This is a genomic window from Deinococcus betulae, from assembly GCF_020166395.1.
GTDB classification, from domain to species: domain Bacteria; phylum Deinococcota; class Deinococci; order Deinococcales; family Deinococcaceae; genus Deinococcus; species Deinococcus betulae.
In genome coordinates this window covers 1-17660 of sequence record NZ_JAIQXU010000019.1, presented here as the reverse complement: position 1 = coordinate 17660, position 17660 = coordinate 1, and the positions used below count along the sequence as shown (strand labels likewise).

Sequence of the window (17660 nt, the reverse complement as noted above, 5' to 3'; positions counted from 1 at the left end):
TCCCGTTCAGCGTTCGTCTGAGAAGCGGCCACTGGTCGCCACCAGTGACCGCTCTGGGTTCTGCTCTTAGCCCCCCACATGCACCCGTGGGCGCCGGTCGGCGTCGGCCTCGGCCACACGCAGAATTTCGTGGGTCAGCGGCGGAATGTCGCCCTCGCCCGCCAGCAGAAAGCGCAGGGCGTTGGCGGCGGGTCCTTTCTCACTCCATTCAAAGTAGACGTGGGGGGGCGTACCTGTCAGGTCGCGCACATGCAGCAGCACGGCAGCCAGGGTGTTGGGCACGCTGGGGCCCGTGGCCCGCAGAATCAGGTGCGGTCCCACCCGCACGCCGGTTACCGGCACGGCGGCGCTGAAGTCGCTGGCGTCCCGGATGGCGACCTCTAAAAACAGGGCGGCCTCGCCCGGCGACAGGTGGTTACCCAGCCGCACATCCAGGGCCTTTTCGCGGTATTCCAGGTCGTCGCCCTGGTCCAGGTGGTTGGCGATAAAGCGTACCGGCAGGCCGCGCGCGCTCACCTCGTCCAGCATGGTCCGGGCGGTGTCGTCAAGGTCTACGCGCTGCACGCGCAGCTCAGTGCTGCGGCCAATGCGCGAGGCCACGCTTACCATCAGGATGCCCAGCACGAACAGCAGGGCGATGTACAGGCCTTCGGGGCGCTCGCTGACCGTGACCACGCTGGTGTAGATGAACACCACGCTGACCAGGGCAAAGGCGGCCGCCGCGCCCCGGTGTCCCCGCCGCCATTCGGTCAGAAAGACCGCCACTGCCGCCGAGGTCATCAGGGCCAGCACGCCCGTGGCGTAGGCGCCGGCCTGGGCGTCTACATTGGCCTCGAACAGGATGGTCACCAGTGCGCTGATGCCCACGAACAGCAGCACCAGTGGCCGCGTGGCGCGCGCCCAGTCGGGGGCCATGCCGTAGCGTGGCAGGTAACGCGGCACGATATTCAGCAGCCCCGCCAGCGCCGAGGCTCCGGCGAACCACAGAATCAGGATGGTGGCCACGTCGTAGAGGGTGCCAAAGGCGTTGCCGAAGCGCTCGTGGGCCAGGTACGCCAGCGCGCGCCCGTTGGCCTTGCCGGGCGGCGTGGCGACCGTGACGGTGGTGGCCGAGCCGCCTGGCCGGACCGTGACCAGCATGGGCACCAGGCCCCCCACCGTGTTCGCCTCGACGGTAAAGGTGCCGCTGCGGCCGGCTGGCACCAGAAAGCTGTAAATCTCGCGTGGGCGGGTGGGATGGTCCAGCGGCACATTGACCACGGCCCGCCCGGCGCGGATGTCGGCGGTGCTGACCGGCTTGCTCACGCTGGTGGCGGCCCAGAACTCGTGCCGGGGAATCAGCAGCGTGGTGACCACCGAGGACGCCAGCAGCATGACCGACATCACCAGGGCGGCGGCCGTGAGCAGCTTCTTGGCATTGCTAATGCGGCCCAGCGGCTTCTGGCGGGTGTCGTCGGGGTCGCCTTTTACCAGCGGCATGACGACCACGCCGGTCTCGAACCCCGAGAGGCCCAGTGCCAGGGCCGGGAACACCAGCAGCGCCGCGCCCAGCATGGCCAGCGGCGAGAGATACGCCTGTCCCAGGGCCGTCCACCACTCTCTGAGCAGTTCAGGGCGGGCCACGATATCCATCAGGCCGCTGCCCGCCACCACCAGGCTCAGACCCAGGTACAGGGCCACAATCCCCACGGCAATGCCCACAGCTTCCTTGAAGCCTTTCAGGAACACGGCCCCCAGCAGCGCAATCAGCAGCAGGGTGATGCCAACGTGGCGGCCTTCCAGGGCCTCTTGCAGCAGCGGGTTTTCGATCAGGTGGGCGGTGGCGTCGGCGGCCGACAGGGTGATGGTGATGACAAAACCAGTCGCCACGAAGCCGATGAGGCTCAGGACCAGCATCTTGCTGGGCCAGTAGCTCAGGAGTCGTTCGAGCATGGACAGACTGCCGTCGCCGTGGGGGCTTTCCTCTGCGACGCGGCGGTACATGGGCAGGGCACCCAGCAGCGTGACCAGGACCAGGACCAGGGTGGCCACCGGCGACAGGGCGCCGGCCGCCAGCGCGGCGATGCCCGGCTGATACCCCAGCGTCGAGAAATAGTCCACGCCCGTCAGGCACATGACCTTCCACCACGGCTGGGTATGGTGCTGGGCGGCGACCTCGCGCTCGTCCTCGTAAAAGCCTTCGGGTTCGGGCTGGTTGGTTTCCAGAAACCACTTCATGAGCGGGCTGCGTTCAGCAGGAGCCATATGCGGCAGCCTACTCCACTGCCGCGCGGGGGTGGGCAGGGGTCCGTCTGCCCTGGCCCCCGTACTGTGAAGGCCATGAGTCTCCTGACCCCTCTGGCCCCTGGCGTCTTTTACCTGCCGGGCGCGGTGAATAGCCTCGTGCTGGCCAATGGTCACGGCGGGGCGCTGCTGGTGGACACCGGGCTGGACGACAGCCACGCGCGCAAACTGCTGCGGGCTGTCGAGGGCGAAGGTCTGACGCCCAGCGCCCTCCTGAACACCCACAGCCACGCCGACCACCACGGCGGCAACGCCTTTCTTCTCAAGCGTTTTCCGGGGCTAGAGGTCTACGCGCCGCCGCTGGAAGCCGCCATCATCGCCCAGCCGCTGCTGGAACCCTGGGGGCTGTTCGGCGCCCGGCCTCCGCGCGAGTTGCAAGGCAAATTTCTGCTGGCCCCCGCCAGTCCCGCGCGGCCGCTGACGGCCACAGGTCCCCTGACGCTGGGGGGCGTCACCTTGGAGCTGCTGGAGGTGCCTGGGCACGCCCTCCAGATGGTGGCGGTGCGCGCCGGCGACGTGCTGTATGCCGCCGACGCCCTGTTTGGCCCGGAGGCGCTGGAGAAACATCCCCTGACCTTCTGTGCCGATTCGGGGGCGCAGAAAGCCAGTGCGGCGCGGCTGGGGCGCTTGCCCGGCGTGCGGGTGACCCTGCCCGGTCACGGCGCCCCCACCACCGACCTGCCGGGGCTGGCCGCCGCCAATCTGGCGGCCTACGCGCGCACCACGGCGGCGGTGCTGGGCGGGGTGGAGATGGGGCCAGCCTCCACCGATGAACTCCTGGGGCGCGTGTGCGAGGCGCTGGACGTGACGATGACCACTGCTGGGGCGGCGGTGCTGAACCGGGCGGTGGTGGCGGCCCACCTGACCGAGCTGCTGGAGGCCGGCCAGGTGACCCTCAGCGTGCAGCCCAGTGGCCTGACCTTCGCCCGAGCGTGAAGAAAGCCCGTATAGGCGCCGGCTGCGGCCCAGCGGTACGGTGACCGCATGACCAAGAAAGGCAAGAGTAGCCCCGACAAGACCAGCGCGGCCAAAGGCGCCGACAGGAGCGCCGATAAGAGCAAGGCCAAGAAGGACCGCCTGAGCGCCGAAGGGTCAGCCCCAGCCGCGACCAGCGACGGCAAGCCCGTGGCGGGCCAGGCCACCGGCAGTGCCGGGGCCGACGCCGCACACCTGAACACCACCAACAACGCCCTGGTGGACCACGCCTACCTCTCTGAAGACGAGTTCGGCACTGTGGCCGAGACCCTGCAGCGCAACCTGGCGACCACCATCAGCCTGTATCTGAAGTTCAAGAAGTACCACTGGGACATTCGCGGGCGGTTCTTCCGTGACCTGCACCTGGCCTATGACGAGTTCATTGCCGAGATTTTCCCCGGCATTGACGAGCAGGCAGAGCGCCTGGTGGCCCTGGGCGGCAGCCCCATCGCCGCGCCTGCCGACATCGAGCGCCACAGCACCGTGCAGGTGCCCACCGAAACCGTGCGCGATGCCCGCACCCAGGTGGCCGACCTGGTGGCCGACCTGACCCGCGTGGGCAAGGGCTACCGCGACGATTCGCAGACCGTGGACGAGGCCAATGACCCTGCCACCGCCGACATGTACAACGGCTATGCCCAGACCATCGACAAGATTCGCTGGATGCTTCAGGCTATGATGGACGACCAGTATCTGAACTAGCAGCAGACTCCAGAGCACTTGAGGGCAAGTTCCCTTAAGTGCTCTGGGCCGAACTGAGTGAACATCCGAAAGCATTAGCAGAAGTGGAAGCGCGGGGCCAACGGCGCCCCAACTGGGAGTCGCTGTGAGGCTTGCAGAGCCGCCGAGCAAGCGAGAGGCCGCCAGACCTTCCCAGTAGCCCACCCCTTTCTACAAGACACCTATGCCCAAATTTGACTACTCCCTGGATTACCGCACCCTGGACCTGCGCGCCCACCCCGAGCTGTACCGGGTGGGGGTGGGGGAACAGGGGGTACTGCTGGTGCAGCCGTACAAGGGCGAGATTCTGCCGCACTGGCGCTTTGCCACGCCGGACGCCGCGCGTGAAAGCAGCGAGACCATTTACGGCCTGTTCCTGGCTTACTTGAAAGCCGGTGACTTTGTGGGCGCCGATATGGCCCGCAAGTTCTTGCAAATGGGCTTCACCCGCTCGCGGCGCTACGCCAACCACAAGGGCGGCAAAAAGTACGATGGCCCCGTGCCCGACGACAAGAAAGGCCAGAGCGGCGCCCACGGCCGCCCTGAACTGCCCCGCACCCCCGAAGACCCGGTCAAGGCCGAATCGGCCCGCATCTTCAAGGCCAAGTGGGACCAGGCCGAAGCGAACGAGGACTACGCCCGGCAGAAGAAGGAACACAAGGCGAAGTATGGCTAGGGGTGGAAGTCGGGTGCGTCGAGGGTTCAGGGTAATGACGCGTTGTAGCGGTGAATGAAGAGCCAGACGACGGTTTCCAGGTGAGACTGACGCCGGCAAAACGACAGCGAACGGCGCACCAGATGCGCCAGACGGGCGCGCAAGGTCGCGTTGAAGCGCTCGATGTGTTGGGTGCCGCCGATCCGGTGCCGGTTCCCGAACACGACACTCTTGTACGCGGCCAAGCGGTCTGTATGACAGACCGCGTCCAGGTACGGTGTTTCGAGGCTGTGCCACAACCCAGAGGCACCCAGGGTGTCACGTGGGCCCAGGAAGCACCCAACGATCCGTCGGGTGTGTCGGTCCATGGCCAGCCAGATCCAGAGGGGTCGCTGGCGGTTTCTCACGAACGTGCATAATTCGTCGCATTCCAGCACCCTCCGCAAGGGTGCTGGAATGCTCAGGCTTTTTTTGCTGGGGACATCGGGTCATCAAAGCCGTGTGGGACACTGCGGCCGAGCTGTTTGAGGTGGAGCCGGAACCAGGAGCGACTGACCCCGGTGACCCGACAGATCCCTCGGTGGGAGATGCGCTCAGTCAACAACCGGTCAACGAGAGCGACGGTCTCCACTGAAACCCGATGCCAGCTCGGTTTCAGCGTGAACTGGTGACCACAGATGCGGCAGAGATACCGCTGCTTGCCCGTATGGGCGTGACCGTTTTTAACGATGCGGACGGCGCCGCACTGCGGACACTCCAGACCGTTCATACAGCATTGAACACCCGTCATGCTCAGAAATCCACGACCGTCGGGTGCATACCCTTGACTCAGGCCGTATACCGCGCTAGAGTTGTTGACATCACCGCCCAAGAGGCGGCTTTTTTATTGTTGTAGGTCGGCCGGTGTGTTGACGTTGCGCAGGCCAGGCAGGCCAGAGACCAGCACCGTGCTTTCCCTGGAAGCGGCCAGGCGCAGGCGCCGCTCGCCACTGTCCAGCAGGCCAGTCACCCTGGGCAATAGCGCCGTGTGATACAGCGCGGCCAGTGGTTGTGGGCGCCCGCTGGCGTCCAGGGCCTGCACGCTCAGGGCCTCTGGCGTCCGGGCCGCCCACAGCGCCTGCCAGTAATCAGGGGTTAGGTCCGGCAGGTCAACGCCGGCCAGGGCCACCCAGCCGGGGGGAGCAGCGGCCAGAGCCGCCTCCAAGCCAGCCAGCGGCCCCTCGCCGGGCCGGGTGTCAGGAACCGGGTGCCAGCCAGGCGCGTCGTAACGGCCCGGCGGCGCCACCAGCAGGCGCGTGGGACAACCTTGAAGACTGGTGCACACCCGGTTCAGCAGGGTTTGCCCGTCTAGCAGCGCCATCGCCTTGTCGGACCCGAAGCGGCTGGAGCGGCCTCCTGCCAGCACGGCCGCCGTCAGGTCGTTCACTCGCGCGGGCCGCTCTGACGTTCCAGCAGCCGCAGCGCCCAGGCCACTAGGCGCGGCCCTGGGCGGCCGTAGGGCGGATAGGTAAAGCGCACCACACTGCGTCGGGGTTCGGTCAGCACGGCGCGCTCATGGCTGAATGCCCGGAACCCGTGTTCGCCGTGGTAGGCGCCCATGCCGCTGGGTCCCACGCCTCCAAACGGCAGATGGGGGTTGGTCAGGTGGACGACTGTTCCGTTGACCACCATGCCGCCGCTGGTCGTCTCGCGCTGGACGCGGCGCGTCACGGCCTCATCCTCGGCGAACAGATACAGGGCCAGCGGGGCGTCCAGCCGGCGAATCAGGGCCAGGGCCTCGTCCAGCGTGCGGTAGGTCAGGATAGGCAGCACCGGGCCAAACAGTTCCTCGGCCATCAGGGGCATGTCCGGGGTCACGTCAGCCACGATGGTCGGGGCCACAAAGCGCTCGGCGGGGCTGAATTCGCCGCCGCGCACCACCCGCGCCCCCTGCGCCACGCTCTGACGGGTCAGGCGCTCCAGACGTTCCACGCTGCGGTCGTCCACCAGTCGCCCGTAATCGGGGCCGGCGCGCAGCCACGCGCGGTCACCGTAGCGGCGCGCGATTACCTCGTCCAGGGCCAGCAGCAGCGCGCCCTGCTGGTGTTCAGGCACCAGCACGTAGTCCGGGGCCACGCAGGTTTGCCCGGCATTCAGCAGCTTGCCCCAGGCAATTCGCTCGGCGCTCAGGGTCAGGTCGGCGCTGGCGTCAATGAGGGCCGGACTCTTACCGCCCAGTTCCAGGGTCACGCTGGTGAGGTGGTCGGCGGCGGCGCGCATGACCTGGCGGCCCACCGCCGTGCTGCCTGTAAAAAAGATGTGGTCAAACGGCAGGTCGGTCAGGGCGCGGGCCACCTCGGCGTCCCCTTCCACCGTCGCCACAAGGTGCGGCTCAAAGACGCTGTCCAGCAGTTCGCGCAGCGCCCGGGCCACATGCGGCGCCTTCTCGCTGGGCTTCAGGATGACGGTGTTGCCCGCCGCCAGGCTGGCCACGAGTGGCGCCAGGGCGAGGTTCACCGGGTAATTCCAGGGGCTCAGAATCAGGGTGACGCCGCGCGCCTGCGGCTGAATCTCACTCCTGGCGCCCAGCAGCACCGCTGGGGTGGGGGCGGTGCGGGTGGCCATCCAGCGCGGCAGTCGGCGAATGGCGTGCTGAATTTCTTCCAGGACTGGGTGAAGTTCTGTGATTTCGGCCTCGGCGCGGCTTTTGCCCAGGTCCCGCTTCAGGGCGTCGGCCAGGGCCGTGCGGCGGGCACGAATGGCGTCGTGCAGGCGGCGCAAAATCGCTTGCCGCTGCGCGGGGGTCGTCTGCGCCGCCGTCCAGCGGTGGGCGCGCTGCCGCTCGAAAAGGGCGTGCAGGTCGGGCGTGGTGGCCGGGGGGGCAGGCTGCGTCATGGACACCTCTGGGGAGTGGAGCTTGAACTGAGTATAACGCAGAGATGACTGGTCTGACCAGTTGGCTGCTGCTGGTCTAGCAGTCAGAGCAAACGCTTCTATGCAGCCTTCAGGACCTGTGCTGGCTCTTGGCCGTCTTGTCATAAAGCAGCCAAAGCAACACTCTGCGCCGCATGGATGCCGACACACTACGGCCGATTCGTTTCAACTCTTGTTCGGAGGTGGCCCTATGAAGATGATCTTGGCTGGTTCGGTCCTGACCCTGGCTCTGAGTGCCTGCACCATGATGTCGCCGATGACCTACACACTGGGCAAGCAGCCAGCAGGCGGCGCCCTGAATTCAAGTGGGACGGTGGACGTCAAGAAAGACGCCATGATGGTCATGACCAGTGCCAAAGTCATGGGACTGGCGCCCAATACTTATTACGTGGCGCACTACCATAACCAGGGAACGGCCAGCACTGACCCGTGTAGCAGCAATGGCCCAGCCATCATGAGCAGCAAGATGGTGGCCCAGTCAGACAGCATGGGGATGCTGACCCTGATGGGGTCCGTGGCCGCCAGCGACGTGATGAGCGCGACCTACTTCAACATTCACACGGCCAGTGACGCGTCGGGCACGCCGGCAGATGCTGGCGTCAGCTGCACGCCTGTCAAGATCATGTAAAGGCAAAGCCGGCAGCGCCAGAGGGGAATGGTCCCCTCTGGCGCTGTTTTTATCTGGGATGGGACTGTGCCAGCAGGAGGGCTTACATCTAGGGGATCATGGGGTAGAGCGATTCCAGTGCTTTTCTAAACCTGGAGATAGAACCTGCGGCGTCCTGTTTTCGCACCAGCTTCGCTCGCTTCCTCTCGGCTTCAAGGCTGACTTTTTTCGACCTTATAGCCCCAACATCGCCCGGTAACTGGCCACCAGGGACCCGCCCCACAGCAGCGCCACCACGGCCCCCAGCGCCAGGTAGGGGCCAAACTTCACGCGGTTCTCGCGGCGGGTCGCCATCTGCACTAGGCCCAGCAGCGCCCCGGCAAACACTGCCACCACCAGCGCCACCAGCAGCCTTTCCCAGCCCAGAAAAGCGCCAATGACGGCCGCCAGTTTCACGTCGCCAAAGCCCATGGCGCTGGCGTCGCTCTGGGCGTCGTCCTGCGGGGTGTCGTCTTCACGGTGGCGTCGCCAGTGCACCCACCAGTACACACCGCACACCAGCGAAACCGCGCCGGCGGCGGCCAGGGCGCCTTGCACCATCAGAATCATGCCGGGGCCAAAGCCGGCGCTGCCCAGCATCACGCTCACGAGCAGCCCGCCCAGGGTCAGCAGTTCGGGAATGCGCACCACGCGCCGCGCGGCCAGATTGACCCCCGCCGACAGCAGGCCCACGCCTGCGCCCCACCACGGCCCCAGCCACGCGCCCGCCAGCAGCGCCAGGCTGATTTGCTGGTAGCCCAGCGGGAACTCGGGAAACTGCCGCTCCCGGAAACGCCGCAGCACCCATGACCCCAGCTGGTTAATGGCGACCAGCAGGCCCGCACCCAGCAGGGCGCCCTGTACTGCGCCGGCAAAGTCCGGCAGCTCCGGCGCCCCCCACCAGCCGTTCAGTGCGCCAAAGGCCAGGCCCAGCGCCACGCCGGGCAGGGTCAGTTCGTCGGGAATGGTGTAGGTGTCCAGGTCAATGGCGCTGCCCACCAGCAGCAGCGTGAAGAGCACCATCAGCCCCAGGGCGCCCCAGCCCACGGTCAGCGGCGGAAACAGCGCGGCAATGGTGGCGTAGCCGATGCCCGTCAGCAGCTCCACCACTGGATAGCGCGCCTTGATGGGCGCCCCGCAGTAACGGCATTTGCCCCGGAGGGCCAGCCAGGAAAAGACCGGCACCAGGTCCGCCACGCCCAGCCGGTGGTCGCAGTGCGGGCAGTGGCTGGGCGGGAAGGCAATGTTCTCGCCGCGCGGCAGCCGCCAGATCAGCACATTGGAAAAAGAGCCGACCAGCAGGCCCAGCAGACCGGCAAACACCACAAGCAGGAGGTCAGGACTCACGCCAGCAAGTCTAAGGGGCGAAGTCTTACAGAGACGTCTTCAGGCGTTACTGACTGCCCTGCATCCGCTGCCGGATGTGGGTGATGTCCCAGCCAGTCAGGTTGGCCAGGGTCTGGGCCTGGGCCTCGTTGCGGCGCTTCAGCTCAGTGCGGTAGCTGGTCATGGCCGCACAACTGGCGCTGCCCTGGTACGGGTGGCGCAGGATGTACCGGCCCTGAAAGGTGGTCTGGTTGTTGGTCACCTTAAAGTGCAGGTCCTGCGGAAAGGTCGCCGCCGTATAGCGCACATGCAGCCGGGTCAGGTAGACGGGCTTGGCGGGCCCCGCCGGGACGTCTTGCGAAGATGCGGGCGCTCGGCCCCAGTCCTCCTGCCGCCAGAACACGCCGGCCTCTTTCAATTCCTCGGGTGTGGGCGGCTCGGTGGAGCAGGGGTCACAGTTATTTGTGTTCCAGGCGTATTCCAGCAGGGCCACATTCTTGCCTTCCCGCTCGTAGGCGCGCCGGAAAACGTGGCGGTAGAAGGGCGCAAACTGGTTTTTCACCAGCAGCGGCACCTCTTTATTGGTGGGAATGGAGGCCGTGCGGTAGTTGCTCGTCTCTATTCGGCCCTGCGGCGAGAGCAGATAGACTGTCAGGTCCTGCTCGCCCGGCGAATTGAGTGTGCCCAGACGAATGGGCAGCATGAATTTTTCCGAGGTATAGGACAGCACAATCGGATTTAGAAAGCCGCCCCCAGCCTGTTCAAAGCGCTCGACATTCACCCGCACCACGAAGAACTTCATGCCGCTCTTGAGGTAGCCCCCCAGCATCGCGTCGGCCCCGGCCGGCAGCTTGTAGCCCTCGCCGCGCAGGTACGCCGCCAGGCCGCTTTGCTGACTCGCACTCAGAATCAGGATGTCGTACTCGCCCACCTGGTAGCTGGCTTCGATCTTCACGCCCTGGGCCTGGGCACGCAGGGCCGCCCGGTCCTCCACGGGGGCCGAGGTGGGGGCTGCCATCGGCATTGGGGGGGGCACCGGCGCACAGGGGTTCTCGTCGAAATACTCCACCAATCTTGGCGCGCTGTAGGCGTCCAGCTTCTTGACGATGCTGGGGTCGCCAATGCGGATGTCATCCCGTTTGGGCACCATCGGAATAGGCACAATGCGCGCAAAATCCTTCACACTGCCGCTGTAGTCGTTCATCATCGTGAAGACGCTGCGGTTTCCGTCACGCGCGATGATGACCTGATTGGTGCGGTTAAACAGCTTGCTGTCGGCCTTCGCCACAAAAAAGCCGCAGAAGGCCGCCGCCGAGGAGGTCAGGGCGAGGCCGAGAACAGTCCAGATCAGCCGGGTTTTTCGCATGGGCACTCCGGTGAGTAGAGGGGAGAGGGCGTGTGGTGATAGAGGCAGCATACCTGTGCGTCAGCGCCGGAGCATACGGATGTGCCGTGCAATAGAAATGGGCGCGGAAGAAGCTCCCCGCGCCCTGGTGTGTCTCCGGCTAGTGCCGCCCGAAGTGCCCCAGTTGCGGGACATTGGGGGTCCACGCCGGCTTCTCGACCACCTCGCCGTAGAGGTCGTATTCATCGCTGTCTTCAATCTGCACGCGCACGATGTCGCCAATCTTGATCTGGCCGGCAAAATCGCCTGCAAAGACATACACCTGGCCGTCAATGCCGGGGGCGTCGCCCTTGGTGCGGCCGATCAACTTGGTGCCGGGCAAGTCGTCCTCGTCGTCATTGAATTCGTCCACAATCACGTCCATCACGCGGCCCACCTTCTCGGCCAGCTTCTCGGCGCTGATGCGCTGGGCGACTTCCATGAAGCGGGCCAGGCGTTCCTGCTTGACCTCTTCGGGCACGGCGCCGTCCAGCGCATTGGCATCGGCTTCCTCGACATCCGAGTACGCAAATGCTCCCACGCGGTCCAGCCGGGCGTCTTCCAGAAACTGGAGCAGCGCCTGAAACTCGTCCTCGGTTTCGCCCGGAAAGCCCACGATAAAGGTGGAGCGGATCACCAGTTCCGGGCAAATCTCGCGCCAGCGGCGAATGGTGTCCAGCTGCTTGCCCGCGCCGGGGCGCCGCATGCGCCTGAGGACACTGGGGCTGGCGTGCTGCAAGGGCACGTCCAGGTAAGGCAGAATCTTGCCCTGCGCCATCAACTCCACAATCTTTTCAACGTGTGGGTACGGATAGACATAGTGCATCCGCACCCAGGCGCCCATCTCGCCCAGCTTCACGGCCAGGTCCGTCAGGTGGGCGCGCACCTGCTCCCCTTGAAATTCAGACTCGCGGTAGCGCACATCCACCCCGTAGGCGCTGGTGTCCTGCGAGATAATCATGATCTCTTTGGTACCGCCCGCAATTAAGCGGAACGCTTCGTACAGCACGGCCCCAGCATCACGCGACACCTGAAGGCCCCGCAGCTTGGGAATGATGCAAAACGAGCAGGTGTGGTTACAGCCCTCGGCAATCTTGACGTAGGCGTAGTGGCGGGGCGTCAGCTTGACGCTGGGGGCAAAGACGTCGCCGTGGCGAGTGGTCTCACGCTCAGGGCGCATGCCAGGGGCGGCCACCGGCAGCAGGCCCGTAAAGGCGCCCTGGTCAAGGGGCAGCAGCTCGCGCACGTGGCCCATCACGTCGTCCACCGCCTCGCTGCCGGTAATGGCGGCGACCTTCGGGTGACGCTCCATGATTTTCTCGGGGCGCTCGCCCAGGCAGCCGGTCACGATGACTTTGCCGGTGGCGTCCAGCGCCTCACCAATGGCGTTCAGACTTTCTTCCACGGCGGGCGTAATAAAGCCGCAGGTGTTGACAATCACGGCGTCGGCGTCCTCGTAGCTGGGGGCCACCTCGTAGCCCTCCACGCGCAGCTGGGTCAGAATGCGCTCACTGTCCACCAGGGCTTTGGGACAGCCCAGGCTGATAAACCCCACTTTTCTCGTGCCCCCACTGCTCTTTGCCGGGGCGGGCGTTACCTGTGTCATGTGACTCCTTGCTCGTGCGCCGCGCCCGTCCCACACTCCGCGGAGGCCAGGGGCACAGAGTTCAGCCCGCCACTGTAGCGCGGCGGGCTGGGGCAGGGAAGGACCTAAGTTACAGGGCGCACGCGGCTGCATAGCCTCTGCTGAGCTTGTCCCGCTTCTCGCAGTACACTGCGCCTCAGCATGAATGCCAAGGTCATTGTGGTCACGTCCGGCAAGGGGGGCGTGGGCAAAACCACGACCACCGCGAATATCGGGGCAGCGCTCGCCAAGCTGGGCGAGAAGGTCGCCGTCATTGACGTGGACGTGGGCCTGCGCAACCTTGACGTGGTGATGGGCCTGGAATCGCGCGTGGTTTTTGACCTTGTGGACGTGCTGGAAGGCAAATGCCGCATGAGTCAGGCCCTGATCCGGGACAAGCGCGTCGAGAACCTCTTCTTGCTGCCCGCCTCGCAGACCCGTGACAAGGACGCCCTGGACCCCGAAGTCTTTAAGGGCGTGGTGCGGGACCTCGTGGAGCAGGAAGGCTTTGACCGCATCCTGATTGACAGCCCCGCCGGCATCGAGTCAGGGTTCAAGACCGCTGCTGCTCCGGCCGGGGGCGCCCTGGTCGTGGTGAACCCCGAGGTCTCCAGCGTGCGCGATGCCGACCGCATCATTGGCCTTCTGGAAGCGCAGCAGGTCAGTGAAATCCGGCTGGTCATCAACCGCCTGCGGCCCAAGATGGTCGCCAGCGGCAACATGCTCAGCGAAGCCGATATTCTGGACATCCTGGGCGTCAAACCCATTGGCATCGTGCCGGAGGACGAGGGCATCATCGTGTCCACCAACGTGGGTGAACCGGCGGTGCTGGGCAAGACCAAAGCCGGCGAGGCGTTCATGGCCACCGCCCGCCGCCTGAAGGGCGAGGACGTGCCGTACCCCAAGTTTGAGGAAGACCGGGGCTTTCTGGCCGCGCTGCGCCGCCTGTTCGGGGGGGCCTGAAGTGTTTTCGTGGATGAAGCGGGGCCGCACCAAGGAGACCCTCAAAGACCGCCTAGAACTGGTGCTGGCCTACGACCGCGCCCAGATTCCGCCGGGCAAGGTGGACGCCCTGCGCAACGACCTGCTGGAAGTGGTGCGGCGCTACTTTCCGGCCGGAAACAGCTCTGTCGAAATCGAGCAGCGCGGCGATATGGTCGTCCTGATGGCCAACATTCCGCTGGACGAGGGTTCGCCTGGCCGGGCCAAGTAAGGGCTTCAGCTGGCTTTTGCGGTCCGGAAGGGCCGCCGGTGCTTTTCCGGATGTGCCGTAATGAAGCGCAAGCTGTCTCTTCTCCTCCTATTCTGCAAAGCCCTTTGAGTCCACTCGGATTCCCCCAGCGTTTTGCCCGGTTCAATTCAGCGTCCGTCTCAACTGTGGACCGGCCCTGAGCCGTCTCACCCGCGCGCGCCGTAGCCTGTACCCGTGAAGTACGATCTGCGGTTTCCCATCGTGATTGCGGCCCTGCTGGTGGTGGGCCTGATGACCGTCAGCACGGCGGCGCTCTCGCCGCGCGCCTCCAGCGGCATCTTTACCAAGCAGCTCCTGGGGGTGGCCCTAGCCGCGCTGCCGATTGGCCTGCTGTGGTGGGCCGGGCGTGACCGCATCTACCGTTACGCACCGCACCTGTTTGCCGCCGCCCTGGGGCTTCAGGCCAGCACGTTTGTCATCGGCAAGGAGGTCAATGGGCAGCGCAACTGGATTTTGCTGGGCCCACTGCAGTTTCAGCCGCTGGAGATCCTGAAATTCGCCCTGATTCTGATGTTGGCGGTGGTGCTGGCCGGCGGCTACAAGGGCCTGAGCACCTATGCCCGCGCCTTTGCCGTGTTCCTGCCAGCGGCAGGCCTGGTGGTCGTTCATGACTTTGGCGGCGCCATGGTTCTGGGGGTGATGTTTGGCGTGATGTTGCTGGCCGCGCGTATTCCGGCCTGGCACGCCCTGGTGGCGGTGGCCGCCCTGGCGGTGGTGGTGCCCACCGTGTTGTATCCCCACCTGGAGCCGTATCAGCAAAAGCGCCTCACCATTTTTCTGGACCCCTACGCAGATCCGCGTGGCGCGGGCTATCAGGTCATTCAAAGCACCATCGCCGTGGGGTCCGGGGGCCTTCAGGGCAAGGGGTATAAGCAGGGCAGTCAGTCGCACAACGGCTTCCTGCCCGAAGCCCACACTGATTTCGCCGTGTCCACCTGGCTAGAAGAACAGGGCTTCGTGGGCGGCGTCATCGTGCTGGTGCTGTACGGCGCCCTGCTGTGGGGGTTGGCAGGTATGGCCGCCGAGGCGCCCCGCCTGCAAGACCAGATTCTGTTTGCCGGGGTGCTGGGGCAGGTGGGGTTTCAGGTCATCGAGAACGTGGGCGCCGCCCTGAGTGTGCTGCCCCTCACGGGCATCACCCTGCCGCTCATCAGCTACGGCCTGAGCAGCCTGGTCAGTACCCTGGCCACGCTGGGGCTGGCGTATGTCGTTCACCGTGACCGCTTTGAGGGTCAGCTGTAAGTCGTCACTTTCCGCTCAATTAAAAAAGTCTGGCCATAAGACTTCGTGAACCGCGCCCAGGAAAGCCTCTGGGCGCGCAGTGTTACGGTGAACTGCGTTGTCAGCACCGCAGGGTTCGGGCCGGGCGCGGGAGTGCCCAGGCCGGCCTGCTGTTCACGGAGGCACACCATGAAGATCACCGACGGGCTGGACTCGTTTTTCGCAGAAGGCGTCCCGGCACTGGCGCGGGTCACGGGCGCTCCTGAGACCGATGTTCGCCGCATTCTGGCAGCGGGCCTGCCCCGGCAGCTGGACGCTCTGGCCGAGCAGGCCGCGCTTCCTGAGGGACGGGCGCATCTGGGCGAAGCTGTGGCCACCCTGCCCGCGTTTACTAGCGTGTCTGGCGCTCTGGCCGAGCCGGATGGTGCCGAGAATCTGGAGCAGGCCGGCATCCTGCTCACCCCGGCCCTGCTGGGGACAGACGCGGATGATCTGGCGCGGGCCACAGCTCAGGAGGCAGGCGCTGACCCAGGCGTGAGTGCCCGCCTGCTGCACATGGCTCTGCCACTGCTGCTCAGCCGTCTGGGGCAGCGCGGGCTGAGCAGCCAGAATGCAGCGGCCCTGAGCGAGGTGCGCGGTCAACCGCTGGCGCTGGCGGCGCTGTTGGGGGCGGGCACAGTGGGGGTAGCAAGCCTGACGCCGCCGATTCAGACGGCTGAGCCTGCGGTGACCTCGCCTGTGGTGACACCGCCTCAGGTCGCGGCGCCCGTGGTGCCGCCGGTGACGGTTGGCTCTGTGGCTGGCCCGACTGTGACCACGCCACCGCCCAGGCGCCGCAATTTCTGGTGGCTGCTGCCTCTGTTGCTGCTCTTGCTGGTCGGTGGGTGCTGGCTGCTTCAGCGGCCGCCCGCCACGGGAACCACGGATAACACGGCCACCAGCACGACCACCACAGGCAACGCCCTCACTATTACCTCGCCAGCGGCCGACACCGACTTGCCCTCAGCGCCCTTCACCATGACTGGGACCGGCGCAGCCGGCTCCACCCTGAGCGTGCTGGACGGCGAGACTGAAGTGGGAACCACCACGGTCGGGACGGACGGCACTTGGAGCACGGAGGTGCCTGCCCCAGCGGCCGGGCCTCACACCTTCGCCGTCCAGAGCGGCGAGACCCGTCAGGCCGTCAATGTCACGGTGGCTGGGGACGACACCTCAGGCACAGACACAGGGACTAGTGCGGGCGATGAGGCGAGCACTGGAGACGCGACGGCCACGGTAGGCATTACCGAGCCGCAGGAAGGTGCGGGGCTTCCAGCCGGGGCTTTCGAACTGCGCGGCACGGGCGAGGCGGGGCAGACCCTTGAACTGCTGGAGGGTGACACCAGCCTGGGCAACATCACGGTGGGTGACGACGGGCAGTGGGCGTTCACGGTGCCCAGCCCCGCCGCTGGTCCGCAGACCTACGCCGTCCGGGATACGAACGGGACGGCCGTGGGCACCCTCAACGTAACGGTCGCGGCGCCTCAGGCAGGCGCCACTGCGGCCAACTGCACCGAAACGTACACCCTCAGCATCAGCGATGGCCAGGCGGTCGCGCAGCCCTTCCGCTTTGGCGGGGTCGGTGAGGGTCAGGGCTACAGCGTGACGGTCCGGCGTGGCGAGCGCGTGGTGGGCCGCAAGGACCTCCCCCTGGATTCCACTTGCGGGTGGAGCTATCAGAGCCGCCCGGGTCCTGGGGCCATCACCTATGAGGTGCGTCCTTTGGGCAGCACCGACGCCGAGCCCCTCAGCACTGTGAATCTCAGCGTGCGTTAACGCTCCCAGCGGCTGACGCTCCAGATTCCGGCAAAAGGAAAGAACTGCCCCGACCGCTCCTGTGTGGCCACAGCACTGATGCTGCCGTCCAGATAGAGCGCGTCGGGGCAGCTCAATGTGTCCCGGAAGAAAGTCGCAAAGCTGTAAAAGTTCACGGGTGTGCTGCTGAGGGCAAATTTGACTGCGCCGCCCTGACAGACACCGACCCCGCTGCGTAGCTTGAACGAGGTGCTGGCTGCCCGAAACTGAGGATGAACGACTCCCTTCTGCACCAGCAGAGGCCCAGACTGTGTGGCGAAATCGGGTGTGAGGCGCGCCGCCTCGAACGCCCTGGTTTCGGTCACCCCAGCCTGTTCACCCTTGAGCCAGAACACGCCGTTGGGCACCAGGGCAAAGTTTCCGCCTTGCTGAGCGCGGTTCAGGGGTGTCAGCGTCTGCCCCTTCTCGATATGGAGGCCCAGAGGTTTTAGACCCGGCGCATAGATGCCACTGTTGGTGGCAAAAAGAAGGGTGCGGCCTTCTTTGCTCAGGCGCGCCCGCAGCTGTTCAAAGGTCGTGTAGGGCGCGTTCGTCGTGGGATTGAGCCAGTGCAGGCGCAGGGTGTCGCGCGCCGGCATCACGGTGGCCACGGTGTAGCTCACTCCACCAGCCTTCACGGTTTGGACAGTCAGCGCCGAAGCGGTGGGAGCGGCAATCAACATCAGGAGGGCTGTGAGACGGAGCATGAATCATGATGTCGCGCTCCCATGAGGCCACACAAAGGACGTCTGGTGGCCGTTTTCTGGACTGCTGGCCCTTTCCTCAACCTGGGCGCAAGAGAGGGTGCTTGACAGAAATCGCAGGCGC

Annotated in this window: 17 protein-coding genes; 8 read left to right on the top strand and 9 right to left on the bottom strand. The window is 65.8% G+C overall.

All coding sequences use genetic code 11. From position 1 onward, the window contains the following. Positions 1-66: 66 nt before the first annotated feature. A complete protein-coding gene (locus tag K7W42_RS14335) occupies positions 67-2244 on the bottom strand; it encodes an APC family permease (RefSeq protein ID WP_224575565.1) in 2178 nt (725 codons plus the stop codon). A 75-nt stretch (positions 2245-2319) separates the two neighbouring features. On the opposite strand from K7W42_RS14335, the gene K7W42_RS14330 reads away from it, so the two are divergent. The 3 genes from K7W42_RS14330 to K7W42_RS14320 all read left to right on the top strand — a co-directional run bounded on the left by K7W42_RS14330 (position 2320) and on the right by K7W42_RS14320 (position 4654). Then, positions 2320-3219: an MBL fold metallo-hydrolase gene (locus K7W42_RS14330; protein ID WP_224575563.1), complete on the top strand. Its 900-nt coding sequence runs from the start codon at positions 2320-2322 to the stop codon at positions 3217-3219. Between the two features lie 48 nt (positions 3220-3267). After that, complete coding sequence (locus K7W42_RS14325) at positions 3268-3960, top strand: Dps family protein (RefSeq protein WP_224575561.1); 693 nt, start codon at positions 3268-3270, stop codon at positions 3958-3960. 202 nt (positions 3961-4162) lie between these two features. Further along, on the top strand, positions 4163-4654 hold the full coding sequence (locus tag K7W42_RS14320) for a DUF4385 domain-containing protein (protein WP_224575559.1): 492 nt from the start codon (positions 4163-4165) through the stop codon (positions 4652-4654). A 26-nt stretch (positions 4655-4680) separates the two neighbouring features. On the opposite strand, the gene K7W42_RS14315 is transcribed toward K7W42_RS14320, so the two are convergent. The 4 genes from K7W42_RS14315 to K7W42_RS14300 all read right to left on the bottom strand — a co-directional run bounded on the left by K7W42_RS14315 (position 4681) and on the right by K7W42_RS14300 (position 7507). Further along, positions 4681-5070, bottom strand: a complete 390-nt coding sequence (locus K7W42_RS14315; protein ID WP_224575557.1) for an IS1 family transposase — start codon at positions 5068-5070, stop codon at positions 4681-4683. A 23-nt stretch (positions 5071-5093) separates the two neighbouring features. After that, positions 5094-5402: an IS1/IS1595 family N-terminal zinc-binding domain-containing protein gene (locus K7W42_RS23445; RefSeq protein ID WP_439648865.1), complete on the bottom strand. Its 309-nt coding sequence runs from the start codon at positions 5400-5402 to the stop codon at positions 5094-5096. A gap of 114 nt (positions 5403-5516) precedes the next feature. After that, the gene (mobA, locus tag K7W42_RS14305) at positions 5517-6059 is read right to left on the bottom strand and encodes a molybdenum cofactor guanylyltransferase (protein ID WP_224575555.1); all 543 of its coding nucleotides are present in this window, start codon (positions 6057-6059) and stop codon (positions 5517-5519) included. Then, positions 6056-7507 carry an aldehyde dehydrogenase family protein gene (locus tag K7W42_RS14300; RefSeq protein WP_224575554.1) on the bottom strand — a complete coding sequence of 484 codons (1452 nt, stop codon included), beginning with the start codon at positions 7505-7507 and terminating at the stop codon, positions 6056-6058. The genes mobA and K7W42_RS14300 overlap by 4 nt, the downstream gene beginning before the upstream one ends. A gap of 229 nt (positions 7508-7736) precedes the next feature. On the opposite strand from K7W42_RS14300, the gene K7W42_RS14295 reads away from it, so the two are divergent. Next, entirely contained in the window at positions 7737-8174 is a 438-nt protein-coding gene (locus K7W42_RS14295) for a superoxide dismutase (RefSeq protein ID WP_224575552.1), read from the top strand. 213 nt (positions 8175-8387) lie between these two features. Here the strand turns inward: K7W42_RS14295 and K7W42_RS14290 are convergent, their stop codons facing one another. From K7W42_RS14290 to rimO, 3 genes are all read right to left on the bottom strand, one after another. Next, complete coding sequence (locus K7W42_RS14290) at positions 8388-9539, bottom strand: prepilin peptidase (RefSeq protein ID WP_224575551.1); 1152 nt, start codon at positions 9537-9539, stop codon at positions 8388-8390. A 46-nt stretch (positions 9540-9585) separates the two neighbouring features. Then, positions 9586-10884 carry a DUF2330 domain-containing protein gene (locus tag K7W42_RS14285; protein ID WP_224575550.1) on the bottom strand — a complete coding sequence of 433 codons (1299 nt, stop codon included), beginning with the start codon at positions 10882-10884 and terminating at the stop codon, positions 9586-9588. A gap of 139 nt (positions 10885-11023) precedes the next feature. Next, positions 11024-12508 (bottom strand): 30S ribosomal protein S12 methylthiotransferase RimO, encoded by a 1485-nt coding sequence (rimO, locus tag K7W42_RS14280; RefSeq protein ID WP_157461610.1) that lies wholly within the window; start codon positions 12506-12508, stop codon positions 11024-11026. Positions 12509-12688: 180 nt separating this feature from the next. On the opposite strand from rimO, the gene minD reads away from it, so the two are divergent. From minD to K7W42_RS14260, 4 genes are all read left to right on the top strand, one after another. Further along, positions 12689-13489 (top strand): septum site-determining protein MinD, encoded by an 801-nt coding sequence (gene minD, locus K7W42_RS14275; RefSeq protein WP_157461612.1) that lies wholly within the window; start codon positions 12689-12691, stop codon positions 13487-13489. A 1-nt stretch (position 13490) separates the two neighbouring features. Then, complete coding sequence (minE, locus tag K7W42_RS14270; protein ID WP_224575549.1) at positions 13491-13739, top strand: cell division topological specificity factor MinE; 249 nt, start codon at positions 13491-13493, stop codon at positions 13737-13739. 213 nt (positions 13740-13952) lie between these two features. Next, a complete protein-coding gene (locus tag K7W42_RS14265) occupies positions 13953-15020 on the top strand; it encodes an FtsW/RodA/SpoVE family cell cycle protein (RefSeq protein ID WP_224575548.1) in 1068 nt (355 codons plus the stop codon). Positions 15021-15188: 168 nt separating this feature from the next. Then, on the top strand, positions 15189-16814 hold the full coding sequence (locus K7W42_RS14260) for a DUF937 domain-containing protein (RefSeq protein WP_224575547.1): 1626 nt from the start codon (positions 15189-15191) through the stop codon (positions 16812-16814). Here the strand turns inward: K7W42_RS14260 and K7W42_RS14255 are convergent. After that, the gene (locus K7W42_RS14255) at positions 16811-17539 is read right to left on the bottom strand and encodes a phosphodiester glycosidase family protein (RefSeq protein ID WP_224575546.1); all 729 of its coding nucleotides are present in this window, start codon (positions 17537-17539) and stop codon (positions 16811-16813) included. The genes K7W42_RS14260 and K7W42_RS14255 overlap by 4 nt on opposite strands. Positions 17540-17660 lie beyond the last annotated feature (121 nt).